The organism is Pseudomonas sp. GL_103, from assembly GCF_057835175.1.
In genome coordinates this window covers 2,780,595-2,803,287 of sequence record NZ_CM174420.1, presented here as the reverse complement: position 1 = coordinate 2,803,287, position 22,693 = coordinate 2,780,595, and the positions used below count along the sequence as shown (strand labels likewise).

The window sequence follows — 22,693 nt, the reverse complement described above, 5'->3', positions numbered from 1 at the left end:
ATGAAACAACTAATAAATAAAAAACAATGATGCAAAAGACATTACAACTGTAGGACTTTTCCCAAAAACTACCATAAACGCCGGAAGTCTGAACAGCAGCTTAATAGCTTTCAGATAAACGATTCCCCAACCGTTTTTTCATGTTCCTTTCACAAAATCGAGCATAACCTTCTGTAAGGTCAGCGCAACCCGGATAGACGTCCAACCTGCCGCCCATGGCGAAAAAAGTCAACGGATGCAGCTTTTACCTCGTCACGTTAACTATTTGTTTTATTAAGGTTTTTATTAGCGTCCAGGCTGATTTCTGGATCTCTTTCAGCCTCAAAGGCTATTTACGTTTACAGCCCATGAGTTGCCCATGAGTAAGGCGTTTCTCCCTTTCTCCCGTCCCAGTATCGGCGACGAGGAAATCGCAGCCGTAGAGCAAGTATTACGCTCTGGGTGGATCACTACCGGGCCGAAGAACCAGGCACTGGAAGAACACTTCGCCAACTATGTCGGTTGCCGACATGCCGTGGCACTTTCCTCGGCCACCGGCGGGATGCATATCACTCTGCTGGCATTGGGTGTCGGTCCCGGCGATGAAATCATAACGCCATCGCAGACCTGGGTTTCCACCGCCAACATGATCACCCTGCTGGGTGCCACGCCGGTGTTCGTCGACGTCGACCGCGACACGCTGATGGCCGACGTGGCCACTATCGAGGCTGCGATCACGCCGCGCACCAAAGCCATCATCCCGGTGCATTACGCCGGTGCGGCATTCGACCTCGACCCTCTCTACGCCCTGGCCGACAAACACGGCATCGCCGTGATCGAAGACGCCGCCCACGCCGCAGGCACTTTCTACAAAGGTCGTCACGTCGGCTCCAAAGGCACGGCAATCTTTTCGTTCCACGCGATCAAGAACATGACTTGCGCCGAGGGTGCCATGTTCGTCAGCGACGATGAAGCCCTGGCCTCCCGGGTGCGCATGCTCAAGTTTCACGGGCTCGGGGTAGATGCCTACGACCGCCTGACCCACGGCCGCAAGCCCCAGGCCCAAGTGGTCGAACCCGGCTTCAAGTACAACCTGGCCGACATCAACGCGGCCATCGCGCTGGTGCAACTGGAACGCCTGGACGAGATCAATGCCAAGCGCACTCAACTGGCCCAGACCTACCTGCGGCGTCTGGAAGGCTTGCCGGTGCAGCCCCTGGCTGTTCCCGCCCATTCGCAAAAACACGCCTGGCACCTGTTCATCCTGCGTATCGACGCCGAGCGGTGCGGGCTTGATCGCGAAGCGTTCATGAATGCCCTCCAGGAACAGAATATCGGTACCGGCATTCACTTTATTGCAACGCACCTGCACACCTACTACCGCCAACGTTTCCCCAACCTGTACCTGCCCGCCACCGAATGGAATTCGGCGCGGCTGTGTTCGATCCCGTTGTTCCCCGACATGACCGCCGATGATGTCGAGCGCGTCGTCGGCGCCATTGAAAACTGTATGGACAGAAGCCTTTGAGACCTTACCCAATCAACTTCGTTTCGATCGTCATTCCGGTCTACAACGAACAGGAAAGCCTGCCAGAGTTGCTTCTTCGCACCGAAGCAGCGTGTCAGCAATTGACCCATCCCTACGAGATCGTTCTGGTCGACGACGGCAGCCGCGATGATTCTGCGCAGATCCTGGAAGATGCCGCCTCCCGCGAAGGCAGCCCTGTAGTGGCGGTCATCCTCAACCGCAACTACGGCCAGCATGCGGCGATCATGGCCGGTTTCGAGCAGTGCAAGGGCGATGTCGTCATCACCCTGGATGCCGACCTGCAAAACCCGCCTGAAGAAATCCCGCGTCTGATTGAACAGGCCGAACTTGGCTATGACGTCGTCGCGACGGTGCGCAACAACCGCCAGGACTCCGCCCTGCGCCGCTGGCCATCGAAGCTGATCAACCTCGCCGTGCAACGTTCCACCGGTGTGGCCATGAGCGACTACGGCTGCATGCTGCGCGCCTACCGACGCACCATTGTCGACGCCATGCTTGCCTGCCGTGAACGCAGCACCTTCATTCCGATCCTGGCCAACAGCTTTGCCCGCCATACCACGGAAATTCCCGTGACCCACGCCGAGCGTGAACACGGCGATTCCAGGTACAGCCCCATGCGCCTGATCAACCTGATGTTCGACCTGGTCACCTGCATGACCACCACGCCGCTGCGACTGCTGAGCATCGTCGGCGTCGGCATGGCGACCCTGGGCATGTTGTTCGCCATAGCCTTGATCCTGCTGCGCCTGGTGTTCGGCGCCGGCTGGGCCGGTGGCGGTACCTTCGTACTGTTCGCCGTGCTGTTCGTCTTCACCGGCGGGCAATTCATCGGCATGGGCCTGCTGGGTGAATACCTGGGCCGCATGTACAGCGACGTGCGCGCACGTCCGCGCTTCTTCATTGAAAAGGTGCTGCGCAGCCAGCCCGCCGCCCCTGCTTCCGTTGTTACCGTCGACGGCCTTACTTCCACTTCTTCAGATCAGGTTCCTTCATGAGTGCAAAAGCTGTTGTGTTCGCCTATCACGATATTGGCTGCGCCGGCATCGAATCCCTGCTCTCTTCCGGTTTCGAGATCGCTGCGGTGTTCACCCACGCCGACGATCCGAAGGAGAACGCGTTCTACGGCTCCGTCGCGCAACTGTGCGCCCGCCACGGCATCGCCGTGCATGCACCGGAAGATGCCAACCATCCCCTGTGGATCGAGCGTATCGCCAAGCTCGATCCCGACTACATTTTCTCCTTCTACTACCGCAACCTGCTGAGTGAGCAGTTGCTGGCCACGGCCCGTAGAGGCGCGTTCAACCTGCACGGCTCCCTGCTGCCGCGCTATCGTGGTCGCGCACCGGCCAACTGGGTGCTGGTCAACGGCGAAACCGAGACCGGCGTGACCCTGCACCGCATGGTCAAGCGCGCCGACGCGGGCGCCATCGTTGCTCAGCAAAAGGTTGCGATCGAGCGCAGCGACACGGCGCTGAGCCTGCACGTCAAACTGCGCGCGGCGGCCTCTGACCTGCTGCGCGACACCTTGCCGGCGCTGCTCCAAGGCAGGGCCAGCGAAACACCGCAAGACGAATCCAGGGCCACGGTATTCGGCCGTCGCACCCCGGCTGACGGCAAACTGGTCTGGGCCAGGCCGGCCGAAGAACTGTTCAACCTCGTCCGCGCGGTTACCCAGCCGTACCCGGGCGCCTTCTGCGCGGTGGGCGAGCACAAGCTGATTGTCTGGAGCGCCGAAGTCGCCAAGGGCAACGAAGGCCTGGCACCGGGCCGCGTCATCAGCGTCGACCCGCTGCGCATCGCCTGCGGTCAAGACTCGCTGGTCATCAACGCCGGCCAGCGCAACGACAACGGCCTGTACCTGAGCGGCCCGCAACTGGCCAGCGAACTGGGTCTGGTGGACGGTTCCGTGCTGCGCGGTGCCGAATCCGGTCGTGCCCCGCGGCGCACCCGCGTGCTGATCCTCGGCGTCAACGGTTTCATCGGCAACCACTTGTCCGAGCGCCTGCTGAGCGACGACCGTTACGAAGTCTACGGCCTGGATATCGGTTCGGACGCCATCGACCGCCTGCGCAGCCACCCGAATTTCCACTTCGTCGAAGGCGACATCAGCATCCACTCCGAGTGGATCGAATATCACATCAAGAAGTGCGACGTGGTGCTGCCGCTGGTGGCCATCGCCACGCCAATCGAATACACCCGCAACCCGCTGCGGGTATTCGAACTGGACTTCGAAGAGAACCTGAAACTGGTTCGCTACTGCGTCAAGTACAACAAGCGCGTGATCTTCCCCTCGACGTCGGAAGTCTATGGCATGTGCCAGGACCCTAACTTCGACGAAGACAACTCCAACCTGGTGGTCGGCCCGATCAACAAGCAGCGCTGGATCTACTCGGTCTCCAAGCAATTGCTGGACCGTGTGATCTGGGCTTACGGCCAGAAGGGTCTGAACTTCACCCTGTTCCGTCCGTTCAACTGGATGGGCCCACGCCTGGACCGCCTGGACTCTGCCCGTATCGGCAGCTCCCGCGCCATTACCCAGTTGATCCTGAACCTGGTGGAAGGTACGCCGATTCGCCTGTTCGACGGCGGCGAGCAAAAACGCTGCTTCACCGACATTGCCGACGGTGTTGAAGCCCTGGCGCGGATCATCGACAACGACAACGATGTCTGCAACGGCCAGATCATCAACATCGGCAACCCGGACAACGAGGCCAGCATCCGTCAGTTGGGCGAAGAGCTGCTGCGTCAGTTCGAAGCTCACCCGCTGCGGGCCAACTTCCCTCCGTTCGCCGGTTTCCGCGACATCGAAAGCAAGGCGTTCTACGGCAACGGTTACCAGGACGTGTCCCATCGCAAGCCAAGCATCGCCAACGCCAAGCGCCTGCTGGACTGGACGCCAACCGTGGAGATGAGCGAAACCATCGCCAACACCCTGGACTTCTTCCTGCGCGAGGCCATGCTCGAAATCGCGGAGCGCCCTACAGAAGAATCATGCTGATGCAGGCCGGACTGCGGATCGATGTCGACACCTTCCGGGGTACCCGTGACGGGGTGCCCCGGCTGCTGGAAACCCTTGATGAAGCTCAGGTCAAGGCAACGTTCTTCTTCAGTGTCGGGCCGGACAACATGGGACGCCACTTGTGGCGTCTCATTCGTCCAGGGTTTCTCTGGAAAATGCTCCGCTCGAACGCAGCCAGCCTTTATGGCTGGGACATTCTGCTGGCCGGCACCGCATGGCCTGGAAAACCGATCGGCCGCGACCTGGGGCACTTGATGCGCCAGGCCCGGGATGCCGGGCATGAAGTTGGCCTGCACGCCTGGGATCACCACGGCTGGCAAGCCAATGCCGGGCGCTGGAGCGACGCACAACTGGTCGAGCAGATACGCCGTGGCGTTGACACCCTCAACGACATTCTCGGGGAAAAGATCACCTGCTCGGCCTCCGCTGGCTGGCGTGCCGACGAGCGTGTAATCGAAGCCAAGCAGGGCTTCGGCTTTCGCTACAACAGCGATTGTCGTGGCCAGAGTCTGTTCCAGCCGCGACTGGCCAATGGGCAATTGGGTACGCCGCAAATCCCGGTGGGCCTGCCGACCTTCGACGAAGTGGTCGGGCCGACCGTCGCCGCCAAGGACTTCAACACATTCATCCTGGACCGGTTCACCCCGGAAAAACTCAATGTCTACACGATCCATGCCGAGGTAGAAGGGATTCTGATGGCCAACGATTTCCGTCAACTGCTGAGCGATGCCCATCAGCGAGACATTCGTTTTCAACCCTTGGGCGACTTGTTGCCCCAGGCCCCTGGGAGTTTGCCGATCGGCCGCGTGGTACGCGGTGCGCTCGAAGGTCGCGAAGGCTGGCTGGGAGTGCAAGGCGCATGAGCAAACGCTGGGCTTTGCCGTTATTGCTGGCCATGATGGCGCTGGCGTACCTGCTGCCTTTGGGCAGTCATGGCTTATGGATTCCCGATGAAACCCGCTACGCCCAGATCAGCCAGGGCATGCTCCTGAGCGGCAACTGGGTGTCGCCGCATTTCATGGACGTGCGCTATTTCGAAAAACCCGCGGCTGGCTACTGGATGATTGCCACCGGGCAGGCGCTGTTCGGCCAGAACCTCTTCGGGGTGCGCTTTGCCTCGGCACTGAGCACCGCTCTGGGTGTACTGCTGTGCTATCTGGTCGCCCGCCGGATGTGGAACGAGCCGCGCAAGAGTTTCGCCTGCGCCGTGATCTTCATGAGCTTCACCATCATTGCGGCTATGGCGGGGTATGCCAACCTCGATCCGCAATTCACCTTCTGGGTCAACCTGAGCCTGGTGGGGTTATGGTTCGCGCTCGACAGCACGAGCCGTGGACAACGCCTGATAGCGTGGGCGGTGTTGGGCCTGGCTTGCGGCATGGGCTTCATGACCAAGGGCTTCCTGGCCTGGTTACTGCCGGTGCTGATCGCCCTGCCCTGGGTGATCTGGCAAAAACGCTGGCGTGAACTGCTGGTCTACGGCCCCGTGGCGGTCGTGGTCGCCATCGTCGTCAGCCTGCCGTGGGCACTGGCAGTACACGCCCAGGAGCCCGACTACTGGCGATTCTTCTTCTGGCACGAGCACATCCGCCGTTTTGCCGGGGACGATGCCCAGCATGACGCGCCATGGTGGTACTACCTGCCGCTGCTGGTGGGGTTCAGCATGCCGTGGGTTGCCTTGCTGCCACCCGCGCTCAAGCAAGCCTGGCAGACCCGCCGCCAGTCCAGTATCGGGTTCCTGCTGCTGTGGCTGTGGATGCCGCTGTTCTTCTTCAGCCTGAGCAAGGGCAAGTTGCCGGCCTACATCCTGCCGTGCCTGCTGCCCCTGGCGTTGTTGCTCGGCCATGCACTGGCTGACCGATTGAAGCTGGAGCAAGGTCGCGTCCTGGGCATCAACGGCCTGCTCAACCTGTTGGTGGGTGTGGTCACCCTGCTGACCCTGGTTTATCTGCAACTGAAAAAGCCGATTTACGATCATGAACTGCACAACCTGGTGTTGGTGTTCATCGGCTTGATCGGCTGGATCATGGCCAACCTGCTGCAGGCCTTCCGCCCGTTGCAGTGCTGGGCGGCCCCGGCTTTTGGCAGCCTGTTGCTCGCCGCCGTGCTGCCCGCCGGACTGCCCAACTCCGTAGTCGCCAATAAGACCCCTGACCAATTCATCCTCGATCACGCCCAGGAACTTGGCCAGAGTGCCAAATTGTTGAGCAACGACCTGGGCGCCGCGTCGGCGTTGTCGTGGCGGGTGAAGCGGCCGCAAGTGGCTTTTTTCAACACGATAGGCGAATTGAAATATGGCCTTGCCTATCCTGACTCGCTTAAGCAACGCGTCGACTCCGATCAGGTGCAACAGTGGATGCGCGACGCCCGTCAGCAAGGCTCGGTGGGGGTGGTCATGCGGGTCAAGGGCGAAGAAGAGCTGCGCGAACTTGAACAGTTGCCCAAGGAGGGCAAGCGGTATGAACAAGGCAATCTGGTGATTTTGATTATTCCTCAGGCGGCACCATGAGCCTGCTATTGCTACTGGTGGCCTGCCTGCTGACCTGCCTGGGCCAGATCGCCCAGAAATCTGCGGTAGAAAGCTGGCGCGGCCAACCTTCCGGGTGGACGGACAAACTGCGCTCGCCCTGGCTTTGGCTGGCCCTGGCCTCTTTGGGCCTGGGTCTGCTTGTGTGGTTGCTGGTACTGCAACGTATGGAAGTCGGGATTGCCTACCCGATGCTGAGCCTGAACTTCGTGCTGATCACCCTGGTGGCGCGTTTCGTGTTCCACGAAACCATCGACCGCCGCCACTGGCTGGGTGTGGCGCTGGTGATCGGCGGCGTGGCATTGCTGGGGCAACACGCATGAACCTGAGTCGCGGCATCACCTTCGCCCTGGGCAGTGTTTTGCTGGTCAGCGCCGCCCAACTGGGCATGCGCTGGAGCATGAGTCACCTGCCACAACCCGAACAATGGCTCAGCACTCCTGTCGACCTGACAGCCGTTGCCGTGGTGCTCCTGGCCATCTTCGCCTACGCCCTGTCGATGCTCTGCTGGCTCGCCGCTCTGCGGGACTTGCCCCTGGGCCGTGCCTACTCGTTGCTGAGCATCAGCTACGCCTTGGTGTACCTGCTGGCCGCCAGCCTGCCGCTGTTCAACGAAACGTTCAGCCTTGCAAAAAGCCTTGGCGTGGCATTGGTCATCCTCGGCGTCATTACCATCAATTCTCGACCTGCTCGCGCGCCCGAATCAAGGAGTGCCCCATGAAAATAAGTGTGTTTGGTAGCGGTTATGTCGGCCTGGTGCAGGCAGCGGTATTGGCGGAAGTCGGCCACGATGTGGTCTGCATGGACGTTGACGAGAATAAAGTCGAACTGCTCCAACAGGGCCACGTGAGCATATTCGAACCCGGGCTGGCCAGCCTGGTACGCGAAGGTCTTGACGCCAGGAGGTTGCAGTTCACCAGCGACGAAAAATTCGCCGTCCAGCACGGACAGGTGCTGTTCATCGCGGTCGGCACTCCGTCCCGGGACGACGGCTCGGCGGACTTGCGCTACGTGATGTCGGTGGGCGACGCCGTGGCCCGTCATCGCGAGCAACCGGCGATCCTGGTGGAAAAATCCACCGTCCCGGTCGGCACCGGCGATACTTTGCGTGCACACATCGACAAATGCCTGCTCAGCACCGGGCGCGTATTGCAGTTCGATATCGTCTCCAACCCGGAGTTCTTGAAAGAAGGTTCGGCCGTGGCCGACTGCCGACGCCCGGACCGTATCGTCATCGGCTGTGAACGCGAAGAAGTGCGTGACGTGATGCGTGACCTGTACTCGCCCTTCAACCGCAACCATGAACGCATCATGTTCATGGACCTGCGCAGCGCCGAGCTGACCAAGTACGCCGCCAACTGCATGCTGGCGACCAAGATCAGCTTCATCAACCAGATCGCCGAGCTGGCCGAACACCTGGGTGCCGACATCGAATCGATACGCCTGGGCATCGGCGCCGACTCCCGCATCGGCTATCACTTCATCTATCCCGGTTGCGGCTACGGTGGCTCATGTTTCCCCAAGGACATGCGCGCCCTGATCCACAGCGCCGAGGAGGCCCATTGCTCCAGTGACCTGCTGCAAGCGGTGGAAGCCATCAACGAGCGGCAGAAATACAAACTGTTCGAGCGCATCAACGCGTTCTACAAGGGCGACTTGCATGGCAGGACCTTTGCCTTGTGGGGCCTGGCATTCAAGCCAAACACCGACGACATGCGCGATGCGCCGAGCCGGGTGTTGCTCGAATCCTTGTGGGCCGCCGGGGCGAATGTCCGTGCGTTCGATCCGGAAGCCATGCAGGAAACCCAGAAGCTGTATCCCGATGAATCGAAGCTGATGCTCATGGGTACGCCCGAGTCGGTCTTGTCCGGCGCCGATGCACTGATCATCTGCACCGAATGGCAACAGTTCAAGGCACCGGACTTCCAGCTGATCCAGCAGCGGCTCAACACACCGGTGATCTTCGACGGCCGCAACCTGTACGACAAGGACCGTCTGGCACGCATCGGTTTCACCTACTTCCCGATCGGCCGGGGCGAGTCGAGCAAATTGCCGATTCCGTACCAGCAATGGTTTGCCGAGTCAGTGGTCGCCTGAACACCATGTTCCCTCACATCCGCCAACAGTCCCTCGCGCCGGGTGTGCACGGCTGTTGGCGCATTGCCGCCAGTGCTCAGCGGGCGCTTCGACAAGAATGACTTCGTGCTGCTGCACCTCAAGAAAATCCCGTAGCAACGACCGAGTGTCCGACTGCTAGAGTAGCGCTCACGATCAGGCTGATGCCGGCCCTATCGAATAAGGACATTCACCCCGTGACCAGCTACTCCCCCCTCATCCGCCGCCTGCTGGTCTGCTCGCTGACCATCGTCGTCAGCCGCGCGATCACCAGCCCGTTGCTCACACTGTTCGTCAGCGACAAGCTTGGCCTCAACCAGCAGGACGTTGGCTTGCTGCTCGGCATTGCAGTGTTCATCGCCACCCTGCTCTCCCTGTATGGTGGCTACATCATCGATCGATTCGAAAAACGCCGGTTGCTGATTCTTTCGATGGCGTCCAGCGCTGTCGGCCTGGTGTTGCTGACCTTTGCTGAAAACCTCTACCTGACTACCATCACCCTGATCGTCACCGAAACTGCTTCATCGCTGTTCCTCATCGGTTCGAAAGCGATCCTCAGCGACAACCTCCCGGTGGGCCAGCGCGCCAAGGCGTTTTCCTTGAGTTATACGCTGACCAACATTGGCTACGCCGTCGGGCCGATGCTCGGAGTGCTGATTGCCGGGGCCTTTGCCAGTGCACCCTTCCTGATCGCTGCGGCCATCGCCTTTTTCAGTATTTTCCTGATGACCGGGATCGCGAAGGACCCGGCGCGCTCGCCTGTCAGCGGCCAGGCGCAGAGTTTCCTCAAAACCCTGATCACCCTGAAAAACGACCGTACCCTGATCCTGTTCACCGCCGGTTGCCTGCTCAGCACCGTGGTGCACGGGCGATTTACCTTTTACCTGTCGCAGTACCTGCTGGTGACCAGCAATCCCCAGCACACCATGGAAATCATGGCCGCCCTGCTCGCCTGCAATGCCATCAGTGTGATCCTGCTGCAATACCAGATCGGGCGTTTTCTCAAGCGCGAGCAACTGCGCCAATGGATCGTGGCCGGCACCGGCCTGTTCATCCTCGGGCTGATCGGCTTCAGCCTGGCGGACAGCCTGGTGAGCTGGTGCGTGGCGATGTTTGTCTTCACCCTCGGTGAAATCATCATTTACCCGGCCGAGTTTCTTTTCGTCGACACCCTGGCGCCGGAAGAACTGCGCGGCAGCTACTACGGCGCGCAAAACCTTGCGGCCCTTGGCGGTGCGTTGAGCCCGGTGATTTGCGGCTTCATGTTGATGCACACCCCGGCGCCGACGATGTTTTATGCCTTGAGTACACTCGCGGCCCTTGGTGGTTTGCTGTGCTACACAAGCGGCCGACGGGGCGTTTTAAAGCAAAATTAATGCACTGAAAGCTCATTAATATGAATTTGTCAGTAGCTGGATTGAACGGCACACTGTGCGCGTTCCTCCCCCAACAGTTGGAACAACTTCAAGGGCTTTCTGGGTTCCCCAGCTAAGCCTTTTTTTTGCATGGATTTTTTCTGCCGGAGTTTTTCTCAGAATGCTTGCTCGCTGGTTGCCCGCCGCCATCAATACCCGCCCCACCGAATGGAGCCGTGCCGCCATCGGCATGGCCTTGGGGACACTGATGAGCGTGTGGCTCAGTAGCCAAGTGTTTAGCATCGAGGTGGCCCAGCACCTGATCGGCCCGCTGGGGGCCTCGGCGGTGCTGTTGTTTGCCGTGTCTTCGGGCGCGCTCGCCCAGCCCTGGTCGATTCTCGGCGGTTACTTGAGCGCCGGGGTGATTGCCTTGCTGGTAGCCCATGTATTGGGCCGAACCCTGGGTAGCGCTTGCCTCGCGGCGGGCATGGCGTTGATCCTGATGTGCTGGCTGCGGTGCCTGCATCCACCGGCCGGTGCATTGGCCCTGACCCTGGTGCTGGCCGATCCGGCAACCATTGCCATGGACTGGAGAGCCATCGGACCGGTGATGCTCAGCGCGGCGACGATGCTGCTCTGCGCCCTGGCCTACAACAACCTGACCCGCGTTCGTTACCCCAAGAGTGCCAGCGAACCGGTGGCCAGGATTCCTGCCGATCATCCGCCGGTCGACCGTCAGGCCATCACCGCCGAAGACCTGAAACTGGCGTTGGCCGACATGGAAGCGTTCTATGACGTCACGCCCGAAGACCTCGAACAGTTGATCCAGGCCAGCCAACTGCACGCCAAACGCCGCAGCGTTGGCGAGGTGCTTGCCCCACGGCTGTAAGTCGCTGATTTGGAGGTTCTTTTGCCGTGGCCGGGCGGTTCTGGCATCCTGCGCCTCCATTTTCTGACCCGGCCCGCCTTCTGGCACGCAAACCACCATGACCGCCTCCGAAAAAGCCCCTGCTCCACGCCACAGCGACCTGATCTACGGCCTCGATGACCGCCCGCATCTGACCGCCACCGTCTTCGCCGCCCTGCAACACGTGCTGGCAAGTTTCGTCGGCATCATCACCCCGACGCTGATCATGGGCAGTGCCCTGGGCCTGCAAAGCGAAATTCCCTACCTGATCAGCATGGCGCTGTTCGTTTCCGGCCTGGGCACCTTCGTGCAGGCGCGGCGCTTCGGTCCGGTGGGCTCGGGCCTGTTGTGCCTGCAAGGCACCAGTTTCTCGTTCATCAGTGTGATTCTCAGCGCCGGCTTCATGGTCAAGGCCCGGGGCGGCGGTACCGATGAGATTCTCTCGACCATCTTCGGCGTGTGCTTTTTTGCCGCGTTCATCGAGGTGGTGTTGAGCCAGTTCATCGGCAAACTGCGCATGCTGATCACCCCGGTGGTGACCGGCACGATCATCACGCTGATGGGCTTGTCGCTGATCAAGGTGGCGATGACCGACATCGCTGGCGGCTTCGGCGCCCCGGATCTGGGGGCGGCCAGTCACCTGGCCCTGGCGGCGCTGGTGCTGGGCACCATAGTAGTGTTGAACCGGGTGGACGTGCCGTTTCTGCGCCTGGGGGCGATTGTCATCGGCCTGACCCTGGGCTACGGGGTGGCATGGCTCATGGGCCAGGTCGATTTCAACAGCCTGCCCGAAGTACCGCTGATGAGCGTACCGGTACCGTTCAAGTACGGGTTCTCCTTCGATTGGGTGGCGTTCATTCCGGTGGCGGTGATTTTCCTCGTGTCGCCGCTAGAGGCCGCCGGCGACCTCACGGCCAACTCGATGATCTCCCGGCAACCGGTCAAAGGCCCGGTGTACATTCGCCGGATCAAGTCCGGCCTGCTCGCCGATGGCCTCAACTCGGCCATGGCCGCGGTGTTCAACAGCATGCCGATGGTGACCTTCGCCCAGAACAACGGGGTGATCCAGCTCACCGGCGTGGCCAGCCGCTACGTGGCGTTTTTCATTGCCGGATTGCTGGTGGTGCTTGGCCTGTTCCCGATGATCGGCGCGGTACTGCAACTGATGCCGAAACCGGTGCTGGGTGGCGCGGAACTGGTGATGTTCGGCACCGTCGCGGTGGCCGGGATCAAGATTCTCGCCGAGGCCGGCCTGCATCGGCGCAACATGCTGATCGTGGCGATTTCCGTCGGCATGGGCCTGGGCGTGGCCGCCGTGCCGGAAGTCTTGCGGGAACTGCCCAAGGCACTGCACAACATTTTCGAATCGCCCATCACTGTCGGTGCGCTGTGCGCTATCGTTCTTAATATCTTCCTGCCCGAGGAATTCATCGAACTGGAAGAAGACGAATTCGATCCGGAGGCCTCCGTGCTTCAGGTCATGCAGAACCCCGATGTGACCGCCAGGGATGAAACCGCAAAGGCTGCGGTGGTCGCACAGTCGAACCACTAGACGGGCTCAAGGGCTGAGCCGCTGGCGGTTCAGCCTTTTCAGATGAGAGCACGTCCATGCGCAGCCTCCACGCAGTCCTGATTTCCCTCCTGCTCTGCCTGAGCGCCTGTTCCTCGCTGCCCAATCGAGACCCGTTGAGAATCAACGTCGTGGGTGTCGAGCCCTTGCAAGGCGAGGGCATGGAAGTGCGCTTTGCCGTGAGAATCCGCGTGCAGAACCCCAATGACACCACCCTTACCTACAGCGGCGTCGCCCTGGACCTGGACATCAACGGCCAGCCCTTCGCTTCCGGCGTCACCGATGAGAGGGGTACGATCGGGCGTTTTTCCGACATAGTCGTGAGCGTGCCGGTCAGCGTTTCGGCGTTTTCGGTGATCCGCCAGACCTATGGCATCAGCCAGATGAAAACGCTCAACAACATGCCCTACGTCCTGCGCGGCAAGCTTTCGGGTGGGGTGTTCAACACGATGCGTTTCGTCGACAGTGGCACGCTCAATCTGCCAGGACCGACCACTGGCAGCCGTTAAACGCCTGCGAAGAAATGGCTATTGCGCCGCTGAATTCACTCGGTGTCATTGAGAATCAGGCTGCGGTAATGCCCCGGATTTGACCCCGACCATTTGCGAAACGCCTTGTAGAACGAGCTGACGTCAGCGAACCCCAGCCGCGTGGCGATTTCGCTGAAGCTGATCGCCGGCTCGGCCAGCCAGACAATCGCCAGCTCCTTGCGTACGCCGTCCTTGAGGCCTTGGTAGGTTTGTCCTTCTTCGGCCAGTCGGCGGCGCAAGGTTGAAGCCGACATGCACAGGCGTTGCGCCAGGGCTTCGGTTTCCGGCCAGTGTTCGGCCGGCAGGTGGCGCAGATCGTGTTTGATGCGGCTGGCCAGGCTCTGCGGATCGCGGTACTTCACCAGAATGTTCGCCGGCGCACGGGCCAGGAATCGCTCGAGTTCTTCAGGGCTGCGCTTGATGGGCAGGTCCAGGCAATCGGCGGAGAAAATCATCCGCGTGCGCGGGCGGTCGAAGCGCAGGTTCTCGGAAAACATCACCTGATAGTCATCGCAGAAATCCGGCTTCGAACAGCGCAGTTCAATGGCCAGGATCGGAATCCGCCGCCCTGCCAGCCAGCAGGCAACACCGTGCACGATCATCCAATAGGTGAAATAGGTGAAGGCCCGGCGCGGGTCCTTGTCGTCCTCCAGCAGGACGATTTCCGCCAGGCTTTGCTGGCGCACCAACTGCGCCGGCAGGTGTTCGAGGATCAACGACAGAAACCCCAGTCCGCTGGCCACTCCCGCCGCCACGTTGGGCTGGAGCATCGCGCTGCGACACAGGAACGCAAAGCTGCCGGATTTGAGTTTGCGCGGGTCCATGCCAAAGAACTCATCGTCCCCGCGCCGTGCCAGCAACCGCCACAGGCGCGCATAGGCCGTGGCCGGAACACGGGCGTCGGTGCTGCCCAGCAGTTGCGGGTCGATGCCAACCTTGCTCAACACCTCATCCGTGGCGATGCCTGGCGCGCAGCTTTGCAACAGTGCTTCACGCACCAGTTGAATGGAGATGGTGTCTTTTTCCGACATGGATCGCGGCAAGCCCTGTTCTTGTTCGAGTGGGGGGCATATTAGCCGAAACCGCTACCTCAACGCAGATCCCTTGTGGGAGCGGGCTTGCTCGCGAAAGCAGTGTGTCAGTCGCTGATGTACTGAAAGTGAAAACGCCTTCGCGAGCAAGCCCGCTCCCACACTGGATCTGCGTCGTTCACAAATGCTGTGAACAGCCCGGATTCCTGTGGGAGCGAGCTTGCTCGCGATGGCTGTGTGGCAGGCGACATGGATTTTTGAGGGTGTACATATCCGTTTCTGCGGTAACGGCGACTTAGGGTTCCGCCTTTACGGCGGGTCACTTTGAAAAGCGCAAAGTAACCAAACGCTCTTGCCCCTGACATTCGGTGCCTCGCTGTGGCTCGGCATGCCCTCGCTCCGGTACTGCTCCGTGGGCCCGCCGCCATCGGCCATCCATGGCCGGGGGTGGCTAACCCGGCATCCATGCCGGGTTGCCCACTACGCAGAACCTGCGCTCGGCCTCACGAGGGGGCGCGTACCGCAACAGCGCTCGAGGCGGCCTACCGGCCGGCCTGTTTGTTGGGTTCGTTCGTCTGTGGTGTATTTGATCGACTGACAGGCCGCTTTCGCGAGCAAGCTCGCTCCCACAGGGTTTGTGGTCGGCCACAATGTTGTGTTCGACCCCGATCACCTGTGGGAGCGAGCTTGCTCGCGATTGCTTTTCTGAGACCCACCGGGTTTACAGAATGCGATAGAGCAACCGCTCGATCCGCACGCGACTCACGCGTTTGAGGAACTTGGCCACGCCCGCCGGGTATTCGGCCAGGGTTTCCAGGTTCTGGAAATGCTCGATTCGCCGGGTGTGCTGGAAGATCTCTGCCAGCTCTTTGCGACGCGGCTCCAGCAGTTCGCCATGGGGATCATCGATCAACAAGGCGTTTTCCAGATCGAGTCGAAACGCCCGCGGGTTGAGGTTGTTGCCGGTCAGCAAGGTATAGCGCCCGTCGATCCACATGCCCTTGAGGTGGTAGGTGTTGTCACCATCACGCCACAGGTGCAGGTTCAACTGCCCGCTGTCGATGTTGCGCTGATGACGCTTGGCAAACCGGCGCAAGCTGATTTCGTACAGGTACGGCAGCGCCGAAATGACCCGGAACGGTTCGCTCGGCGGAATGTAGAAGTCGTTGGCCGTCTTGTCACCAACCACAATGTCGATCTTCACCCCACGGGCCAGCGCGCGGTTGATCTCGCGGATGATCGCCAGCGGCAGGTTGAAGTACGGAGTGCAAATGGTCAGTTGCTGCTGGGCACTGGCGATCAGTTCGCAGATCACCCGGTTCAGCGGATTGTTCTTGCCGACGCCGAGCAGCGGGCTGACGGACAAACCGGTCCTTTCGGTAGTGCCCTGCGTGGTGTCGTATGCCGCGTGCTTTAGACGGCTGCGCAAGTCACCGATGTCATTGCGCAGGCTGCGGGTGGTCGGCAGGTTCGGCAGGTCGAGGCGGTGCACCGCCTTGGACGCCACCAGGCCGTGCTGCACCAGGTGCTGCATCGAATCGGCCAGTTCACGATTGTGCAGCAGGTGATAGCGGTCGTAGCGGTACTTGTCGAACTTGTGCAGATAGACGTTGTTCAGGCTCGCGCCGCTATAGAGCACGCAGTCATCGATCACGAAGCCTTTAAGGTGCAACACACCGAACAGTTCGCGGGTTTGTACCGGGACGCCGTAGATCGGCACATCGCTGGCATGGGTGCGGGTTATTTCCTGATACCAGGCAGAGTTGCCCGGTTGCTTGCCGGCACCGATCAGGCCGCGTTGGGCGCGCAGCCAGTCGACGACCACCACCACGTCCAGTTCCGGACGCGCCAGTTTGGCCGCGTGCAAGGCATCGAGAATTTCCTGGCCGGCTTCATCCTGTTGCAGGTACAGCGCAACGATGTAAATGCGCCGGGTCGCGCTGGCGATTTTCTCCAGCAGGCAACGACGGAATTCGGCAGCGCCGGAGAGGACGCCAACGGCATCGGCCGTCAGCGGAAAACTGCGCAACTTGGGCAGCAGGGAGCGTTTGAAAAACGACGGCATAGGGCTCGCAATGGGTCGAATCCGAAGAACCCGTGAGCTTACACCATGCAAAGGTTCGGGTCTTGTTACTGTCTGTAATGTCCTCTTCGCGAGCAAGCCCGCTCCCACAGGGGACCGTATTTCAATTGTGGGAGCGAGCCTGCTCGCGATGGCATTTGCGCGGGCAGCAAAAATATTCACTTGACCAAGGAGAACGATCATTCTACTGTTTGCCACATGAACGAAATCACTAGCAATGACACACGCGACATCATTCTGGATGTCACCGAAAAGTTGATCTACAAAAGTGGCATAGCCGCCACTGGCATGGATCTTCTGGTGAAAACCGCCGGCGTCTCCAGAAAAAGCATCTACCGCTACTTCGCCAACAAGGACGATCTGGTGGTGGCCGCCCTGCAACGCCGCGACCAGCGCTGGATGCACTGGTACAGAAGCGCAGTCGGCCAGGCACAAACCCCGGCCGAGCGACTGCTCAACCTGTTTACCGTACTCAAATCGTGGTTCGCCTGCGAAGGTTTCCGCGGCTGCGCTTTCATCAACACCAGCGGTGAAACCGGCGACCCGCAGGACCCGGTGCGCCTGGTCGCCAAAGAGCATAAACAGAAGCTGCTCGACTACCTGTGCGAGCTGTGTACCGAACATGGCGCCGAGGATCCGCAGCTGCTGGCCAGACAGCTGCTGATCCTGATCGACGGTGCCATTACCGTGGCGCTTGTAATGGGTGATCACAGTGCCGCCGATAATGCGCAATGCATGGCGCGAAAGTTATTGGACCTGTAGCAACCTGATCAAGCTCGACAATTGTTTGAACATTAACTTGATACGGAGACTTTAAATGTCTAATGCCGAAGTTCGTCCGCCATTACCCCCTTTCACCCGTGAATCGGCCATTGAAAAAGTTCGCCTGGCTGAAGACGGCTGGAACTCTCGCGACCCGGAGCGTGTGTCCCTGGCCTACACCCTGGACACCCAATGGCGCAACCGCGCCGAGTTCGCCCACAACCGCGAAGAGGCCAAGGGTTTCCTGACTCGCAAATGGGCCAAGGAGCTGAACTACCGGCTGATCAAGGAGCTCTGGGCATTTACCGACAATCGCATCGCCGTGCGTTATGCCTATGAATGGCACGACGACTCGGGCAACTGGTTCCGCTCCTACGGCAACGAAAACTGGGAGTTCAACGAGGACGGCCTGATGGCCCGCCGCTTCGCCTGCATCAACGACATGCCGATCAAGGAAAGCGAGCGCAAGTTCCACTGGCCGCTGGGGCGTCGGCCTGACGATCATCCGGGGCTTTCGGGTCTTGGCTTGTAATTCAGCTTCACGCTAAACCCTGTGGGAGCGGGCTTGCTCGCGAAAGCGGTGTGTCAGCCAGCATTTATGCTGAATCTGACGGCCTCTTCGCGAGCAAGCCCGCTCCCACAATGGTTTTGTGTTGTGCAGGTGGTTAAGATGCTGCCCTTCCCCGCAGCCTCTTTCTGCACCCGCCGAATAAGCCGATCCCATGCCTTTCGAACTCAGCGTTGACCTCTCCACCCTGGCCATCCTGGCCCTTGTCGCTTTTGTTGCCGGTTTCATCGACGCCATCGCCGGTGGCGGTGGGCTGTTGACCACTCCGGCCTTGTTGACCGCCGGCCTGCCACCGCACCTGGTGCTGGGCACCAACAAGCTCAGTTCGACCTTCGGCTCGGCGATTGCCAGTTTCACCTTCTACCGGCGCAAGCTGTTCCACCCCGCACAATGGGTGCACGCCATCGTCGGCACCCTGGTCGGTGCGCTGACCGGTGCCGTGGTCGCCCATTACCTGCCGGCGGAATGGCTGAACAAAATGCTGCCGGTGATCGTCTTCGCTTGCGGTGTCTATCTCTTGTTTGGCGGCACGCCGAAAGCGCCGCTGGACAGCAACGCACCGATCAAGAAAAAGTGGCAGTCGACCCAGGGCTTCAGCCTCGGCTTCTATGACGGCGTGGCCGGTCCGGGTACGGGCGCGTTCTGGACCGTGAGCAGCCTGCTGCTCTACCCCATCGACCTGGTGAAGGCCAGCGGCGTGGCGCGCAGCATGAACTTCGTCAGCAACGCGGCGGCGCTGTCGATCTTCATCTTTTCCGGTCAGGTGGACTGGGTCATCGGCCTGTGCATGGGCTCGTCATTGATGGTCGGCGCCTTCTTCGGCGCCCGCACCGCCATCAGCGGCGGCGCGAAATTCATTCGTCCGGTGTTCATCACCGTGGTGCTGGGCCTGACCGTGCGCCTAGCCTGGCAGCACTGGTTCAGCGTGGCCTAAACGCCGGGCCACGTAGACGTCGATCAGGTAACGGGCAATCGAGCGTGACGCCGGCAACGGCGGCAGCTCGTGCACGTTGAACCACTGGGCGTCCTCGATCTCGTCTTCCTGACAGACGATCTCGCCACCGGCATATTCGGCGTGAAAGCCGAGCATCATCGAGTGCGGGAACGGCCAGCACTGGCTGCCCATGTACTGGATGTTCCTGACCTCGATGCTCACCTCTTCACGAACCTCGCGAATCAGGCAGTCCTCGGCCGATTCGCCTGGTTCGGCAAACCCCGCCAATGTGCTGTAGACACCGCTGACAAAACGCGGCGAGCGTGCCAACAGCACTTCATCGCCTCGAGTGACCAGTACGATCATGCTCGGCGAAATCCGTGGGTAGCTGCGCAGATCGCACGGTTGGCAATACATCGCCCGTTCGCGCGGCACCTGGGTCATGGCCTGACCGCAATTGCCGCAAAAGCGATGTTCACGGGCCCAGGTGCCGATCTGTGCGGCGTAACCGAGCACCTTGTAGAGCGTGTGGTCGCCTTCGAGCATGAACGCCCGCAGGCCTTTCCAGTTGCAACCCGGCAACTCGCTGTGACTACGCAATTCCAGCAGATAGACCGGCTCGCCATCAAGATGACCGATGCCATGTTCGGCAAGAATCGACAGGTCCTGGCGCTTCAGCCATTCGCGCGCGAACAGTGCGCCATTGTCATCGAACAGAAAGCCTTCGGGGCTGCGCGCGATGGCCCAGCCGCCGGGTTGATCGGTGTCCAGTACTGCGGTGGTCCAGCGAGGAATCATGGTTAATCAATCCAGAAATTCGGGTTTCTGTTTGCTCATATGGGCGGCCATGGCCACGCGCAGATCGGTGGATTGCAGCATGGCGGCGTTCCAGGTGGCGATGTATTCGAGGCCGTCATCGATGCGATGGTCACGCATGTAGCTGATCATCTCCTTGGTGCCGGTGACGGCAATCGGCGACTTGCTGGCAATTGTGTAGGCAATGCCCATGACGCCGTCGAGCAGGCTGGCGTTGTCGCTGTAGACGCGATTGACCAGGCCCATGCTCCGCGCTTCGTCGGCGCCAAACGTGCGACCAGTGTAAGCCAGTTCGCGCAGCATGCCGTCACCGATGATCCGCGGCAAGCGTTGCAACGTGCCAACGTCGGCAGCCATGCCGATGTCGATTTCCTTGATCGAGAACTGTGCACCCTCGGCGGCATAACGCATGTCGCACGCAGCAATCAGGTCGATGGCCCCCCCAAGGCAGTAACCCTGAATGGCCGCAAGCACCGGTTTGCGGCAGCTATCGACGGCATTGAACGAGGCTTGCAAGTTGAGGATCTTGCGCCGCAACAGGCGCGCATTGCGGCCCACGTCCTTGCCCAGTTCATTGGCCACACCGGCCAGCATCATCAGGTCGATACCCGAGGAGAAATGCTTTCCTGCCCCGCTGAGGACCACCACCCGCACTTCATCGGTGTCGTCGATCCACTGGAAGATCTCGACGATCTCGCTCCAGAACGCCGCGTTCATCGAGTTGATCTTCTCCGGACGGTTGATCTGCACATGGGCGATTTTATCCACCAGTTCGACGTTGAACGCAGTGTACTGAGACATGCCAATGATCCTTTTGCGGGCAAAAATGAGGCCCGAACTATAACAAGGCACCAAGGTGGGCAGTAAGGCAGCGGTTCGGCCAAATGCGGGACTCAAAAGCGCGCACCACAACGGTGCGCGCCTGATAAATCACCTCGCACATTTATGTGACTGCCCAGTGACTTTTTGAGCCAGAAACGCAAAAAAACATGCACTTCGTCGGGGCGTTTGCACCTCGATCAGGCACGTCCGTACCGCTACAAACCGATTGTCGAACAATTTTGCCATCTGCCCTTTACCGCTCTAAGTTCTGGCCTAGACTCACTTTCTCAAAGCGAAACCGGTCGGTCACAAAATGGAAAAATAGTCGAAACTTTTTCCAATCCCGATCGGTCCTCTGACAAGAAGGTGCGTTGCGACTGGTGCAATCTTTGCAACGGCTGATTCAACCCTTTTGCTTCGACGCATTGGGCAGCGCTTGCTCACTGATGCGCAGCGCGTTTGCGCCGGCCACGGGAATCGGCCATGAAACACCGTTTGCCAGACCTAAGAATTAGATCAACAACACGGGAGATTCATATGATCAGTACGGCTTTGGAAATACAGGGAGAGCGTGCTCATCAGGTCGGCGAATCGAGCGCCGTTACTGCCGCAAACACCCAACCCGTCAGCGTTCCAGGCACCAGGACCCTGACCCCGGCAGCCAAGCACAATCCGAACCGTAAGAAAGTCCTGTTCGTCACCTCGGAAATTGCCGACCTGGTGAAAACCGGTGGTCTGGGCGACGTTTCCGCGGCGCTGCCACGGGCCATGGCCCATCTGCACGATGTACGGGTGTTGATCCCCGGTTACCCGCAGGTGCTGCACAGCGAGAACCCCATCCATATCATCGGTGAGCTTGGCGGTCATGCGGCGTTGCCACCGTGCAAGATCGGGCGCATGGACATGCCCGATGGTCTGGTCATTTACGTACTGATCTGCCCCGAACTCTACGAGCGCGAAGGTTCACCTTACGGCGCCAACAACGGCCGCGACTGGCCGGACAACCATATCCGATTCGCCCGCCTGGGCCTGGCGGCCGCCGATATTGCCGCCAACCTCGCGCAGATCCACTGGTGCCCGGACCTAGTGCACGCCCACGACTGGCCAGCCGGCCTGGCCCCGGCCTACATGCACTGGCGTGGGCAGCGCACACCGACGCTGTTCACCATTCACAACCTGGCCTATCAAGGCGTGACCAGCCTGGGCTCGTGCCCCGAACTGGGCATTCCCCATCACGCGCTGCAACAGGAAGGCATGGAGTTCTACGGCAAGATGTCGTTCCTCAAGGCCGGCATGGCCTATTCGAGCCACATCACCACGGTCAGCGCGACCTACGCCCAGGAAATCACCACCCCGGATTTCGGCTGCGGCCTGGACGGTTTTCTCGCCGCCAAGACCCAGCAAGGCCTGCTCAGCGGCATTCCCAACGGCATCGATGAAAGCTGGGATGCGGCGACCGATCCGCACCTGTTCCGCCCGTTCAACATCGGCGACTGGGATGGCAAGGCCGTGAACGCCGCCCATGTCCGCGAACTGTTCGGCCTGAAAGATTCCGAAGGTCCACTGTTTGCGGTGGTTTCGCGGCTGGTTTATCAGAAAGGCCTGGACCTCACCGAAGCGGTGTCCGAGTACATTGTCAAAAACGGCGGGCAGATCGCGATCATCGGTCGCGGCGAGCCGGAAGAAGAACAGTCGATGCGCGAACTGGCCCTGCGTTTCCCCGGGCAGATCGGCGTGCGCATCGGCTTCAACGAAACCGACGCCCGGCGCATGTTCGCCGGCAGCGACTTCCTGCTGATGCCTTCGCGTTACGAGCCATGCGGCCTGAGCCAGATGTACGCCCAGCGCTTCGGCTCGTTGCCGGTGGCGCGCAATACCGGTGGCCTGGCCGACACCATCGAAAACGGCGTGACCGGTTTCCTGTTCGATGAATCCACGGTGCAGAGCTACCAGGAAGCCCTGAGCCGCGCGTTCAAGGTGTTCGCCTTTCCCGACCTGCTGCACGCGATGCGCTGCCGGGCCATGGCGGCGCCGTTCAACTGGTGCAAGGCGGTCGAACCCTACGCCGAGCTCTACGAGCAGCTTGTGGCTAAAGCATTGGGGAAATCGCACAAACAGTAAGAGGC

Annotated in this window: 20 protein-coding genes; 16 read left to right on the top strand and 4 right to left on the bottom strand. The window is 60.5% G+C overall.

Going from position 1 to position 22,693, the window contains the following annotated elements; all coding sequences use genetic code 11:
• Window positions 1-358: 358 nt before the first annotated feature.
• The 12 genes from arnB (at window position 359) to AC3IP0_RS12750 (ending at window position 13,530) form a co-directional block, all read left to right on the top strand.
• Window positions 359-1,507 carry a UDP-4-amino-4-deoxy-L-arabinose aminotransferase gene (gene arnB / locus AC3IP0_RS12805; RefSeq protein ID WP_489319519.1) on the top strand — a complete coding sequence of 383 codons (1,149 nt, stop codon included), beginning with the start codon at window positions 359-361 and terminating at the stop codon, window positions 1,505-1,507.
• The gene (arnC, locus tag AC3IP0_RS12800) at window positions 1,504-2,523 is read left to right on the top strand and encodes an undecaprenyl-phosphate 4-deoxy-4-formamido-L-arabinose transferase (protein ID WP_489319518.1); all 1,020 of its coding nucleotides are present in this window, start codon (window positions 1,504-1,506) and stop codon (window positions 2,521-2,523) included. The genes arnB and arnC overlap by 4 nt, the downstream gene beginning before the upstream one ends.
• Complete coding sequence (gene arnA, locus AC3IP0_RS12795; protein ID WP_489319517.1) at window positions 2,520-4,526, top strand: bifunctional UDP-4-amino-4-deoxy-L-arabinose formyltransferase/UDP-glucuronic acid oxidase ArnA; 2,007 nt, start codon at window positions 2,520-2,522, stop codon at window positions 4,524-4,526. The genes arnC and arnA overlap by 4 nt, the downstream gene beginning before the upstream one ends.
• On the top strand, window positions 4,526-5,410 hold the full coding sequence (gene arnD, locus AC3IP0_RS12790; protein WP_489319765.1) for a 4-deoxy-4-formamido-L-arabinose-phosphoundecaprenol deformylase: 885 nt from the start codon (window positions 4,526-4,528) through the stop codon (window positions 5,408-5,410). Before arnA ends, arnD begins: the two co-directional genes overlap by 1 nt.
• Window positions 5,407-7,056, top strand: a complete 1,650-nt coding sequence (gene arnT, locus AC3IP0_RS12785; protein WP_489327561.1) for a lipid IV(A) 4-amino-4-deoxy-L-arabinosyltransferase — start codon at window positions 5,407-5,409, stop codon at window positions 7,054-7,056. Before arnD ends, arnT begins: the two co-directional genes overlap by 4 nt.
• On the top strand, window positions 7,053-7,397 hold the full coding sequence (arnE, locus tag AC3IP0_RS12780; RefSeq protein WP_489319515.1) for a 4-amino-4-deoxy-L-arabinose-phosphoundecaprenol flippase subunit ArnE: 345 nt from the start codon (window positions 7,053-7,055) through the stop codon (window positions 7,395-7,397). Before arnT ends, arnE begins: the two co-directional genes overlap by 4 nt.
• Entirely contained in the window at window positions 7,394-7,795 is a 402-nt protein-coding gene (gene arnF / locus AC3IP0_RS12775; RefSeq protein ID WP_489319514.1) for a 4-amino-4-deoxy-L-arabinose-phosphoundecaprenol flippase subunit ArnF, read from the top strand. Before arnE ends, arnF begins: the two co-directional genes overlap by 4 nt.
• Window positions 7,792-9,171, top strand: a complete 1,380-nt coding sequence (locus AC3IP0_RS12770; protein ID WP_489319513.1) for a UDP-glucose dehydrogenase family protein — start codon at window positions 7,792-7,794, stop codon at window positions 9,169-9,171. Before arnF ends, AC3IP0_RS12770 begins: the two co-directional genes overlap by 4 nt.
• Before the next feature lie 215 nt (window positions 9,172-9,386).
• Complete coding sequence (locus AC3IP0_RS12765; RefSeq protein WP_489319512.1) at window positions 9,387-10,565, top strand: MFS transporter; 1,179 nt, start codon at window positions 9,387-9,389, stop codon at window positions 10,563-10,565.
• A gap of 160 nt (window positions 10,566-10,725) precedes the next feature.
• Window positions 10,726-11,433, top strand: a complete 708-nt coding sequence (locus tag AC3IP0_RS12760; protein ID WP_489319511.1) for an HPP family protein — start codon at window positions 10,726-10,728, stop codon at window positions 11,431-11,433.
• A gap of 97 nt (window positions 11,434-11,530) precedes the next feature.
• Window positions 11,531-13,003 carry a nucleobase:cation symporter-2 family protein gene (locus tag AC3IP0_RS12755; protein ID WP_489319510.1) on the top strand — a complete coding sequence of 491 codons (1,473 nt, stop codon included), beginning with the start codon at window positions 11,531-11,533 and terminating at the stop codon, window positions 13,001-13,003.
• A gap of 56 nt (window positions 13,004-13,059) precedes the next feature.
• Window positions 13,060-13,530, top strand: a complete 471-nt coding sequence (locus AC3IP0_RS12750) for an LEA/WHy family protein (protein WP_489319509.1) — start codon at window positions 13,060-13,062, stop codon at window positions 13,528-13,530.
• A 35-nt stretch (window positions 13,531-13,565) separates the two neighbouring features.
• Here AC3IP0_RS12750 and AC3IP0_RS12745 read toward each other — a convergent pair whose 3' ends face one another.
• Both AC3IP0_RS12745 and pssA read right to left on the bottom strand, forming a co-directional pair.
• Entirely contained in the window at window positions 13,566-14,582 is a 1,017-nt protein-coding gene (locus AC3IP0_RS12745; protein ID WP_150724318.1) for an AraC family transcriptional regulator, read from the bottom strand.
• Between the two features lie 721 nt (window positions 14,583-15,303).
• Window positions 15,304-16,647 (bottom strand): CDP-diacylglycerol--serine O-phosphatidyltransferase, encoded by a 1,344-nt coding sequence (gene pssA / locus AC3IP0_RS12740; protein WP_489319508.1) that lies wholly within the window; start codon window positions 16,645-16,647, stop codon window positions 15,304-15,306.
• Window positions 16,648-16,863: 216 nt separating this feature from the next.
• Here pssA and AC3IP0_RS12735 point away from each other — a divergent pair, with 216 nt between their 5' ends.
• From AC3IP0_RS12735 to AC3IP0_RS12725, 3 genes are all read left to right on the top strand, one after another.
• Complete coding sequence (locus AC3IP0_RS12735) at window positions 16,864-17,427, top strand: TetR/AcrR family transcriptional regulator (protein ID WP_489319507.1); 564 nt, start codon at window positions 16,864-16,866, stop codon at window positions 17,425-17,427.
• Between the two features lie 55 nt (window positions 17,428-17,482).
• On the top strand, window positions 17,483-17,959 hold the full coding sequence (locus tag AC3IP0_RS12730) for a nuclear transport factor 2 family protein (RefSeq protein WP_489319506.1): 477 nt from the start codon (window positions 17,483-17,485) through the stop codon (window positions 17,957-17,959).
• A 190-nt stretch (window positions 17,960-18,149) separates the two neighbouring features.
• Complete coding sequence (locus AC3IP0_RS12725; protein WP_056727498.1) at window positions 18,150-18,929, top strand: TSUP family transporter; 780 nt, start codon at window positions 18,150-18,152, stop codon at window positions 18,927-18,929.
• On the opposite strand, the gene nudC is transcribed toward AC3IP0_RS12725, so the two are convergent.
• A complete protein-coding gene (gene nudC / locus AC3IP0_RS12720; protein WP_489319505.1) occupies window positions 18,897-19,727 on the bottom strand; it encodes an NAD(+) diphosphatase in 831 nt (276 codons plus the stop codon). The genes AC3IP0_RS12725 and nudC overlap by 33 nt on opposite strands.
• A 6-nt stretch (window positions 19,728-19,733) precedes the next feature.
• A complete protein-coding gene (locus AC3IP0_RS12715) occupies window positions 19,734-20,546 on the bottom strand; it encodes a crotonase/enoyl-CoA hydratase family protein (RefSeq protein WP_489319504.1) in 813 nt (270 codons plus the stop codon).
• 558 nt (window positions 20,547-21,104) lie between these two features.
• Between AC3IP0_RS12715 and glgA the strand changes: the two genes are divergently transcribed.
• A complete protein-coding gene (gene glgA, locus AC3IP0_RS12710) occupies window positions 21,105-22,688 on the top strand; it encodes a glycogen synthase GlgA (RefSeq protein WP_489319503.1) in 1,584 nt (527 codons plus the stop codon).
• Window positions 22,689-22,693: the final 5 nt, after the last annotated feature.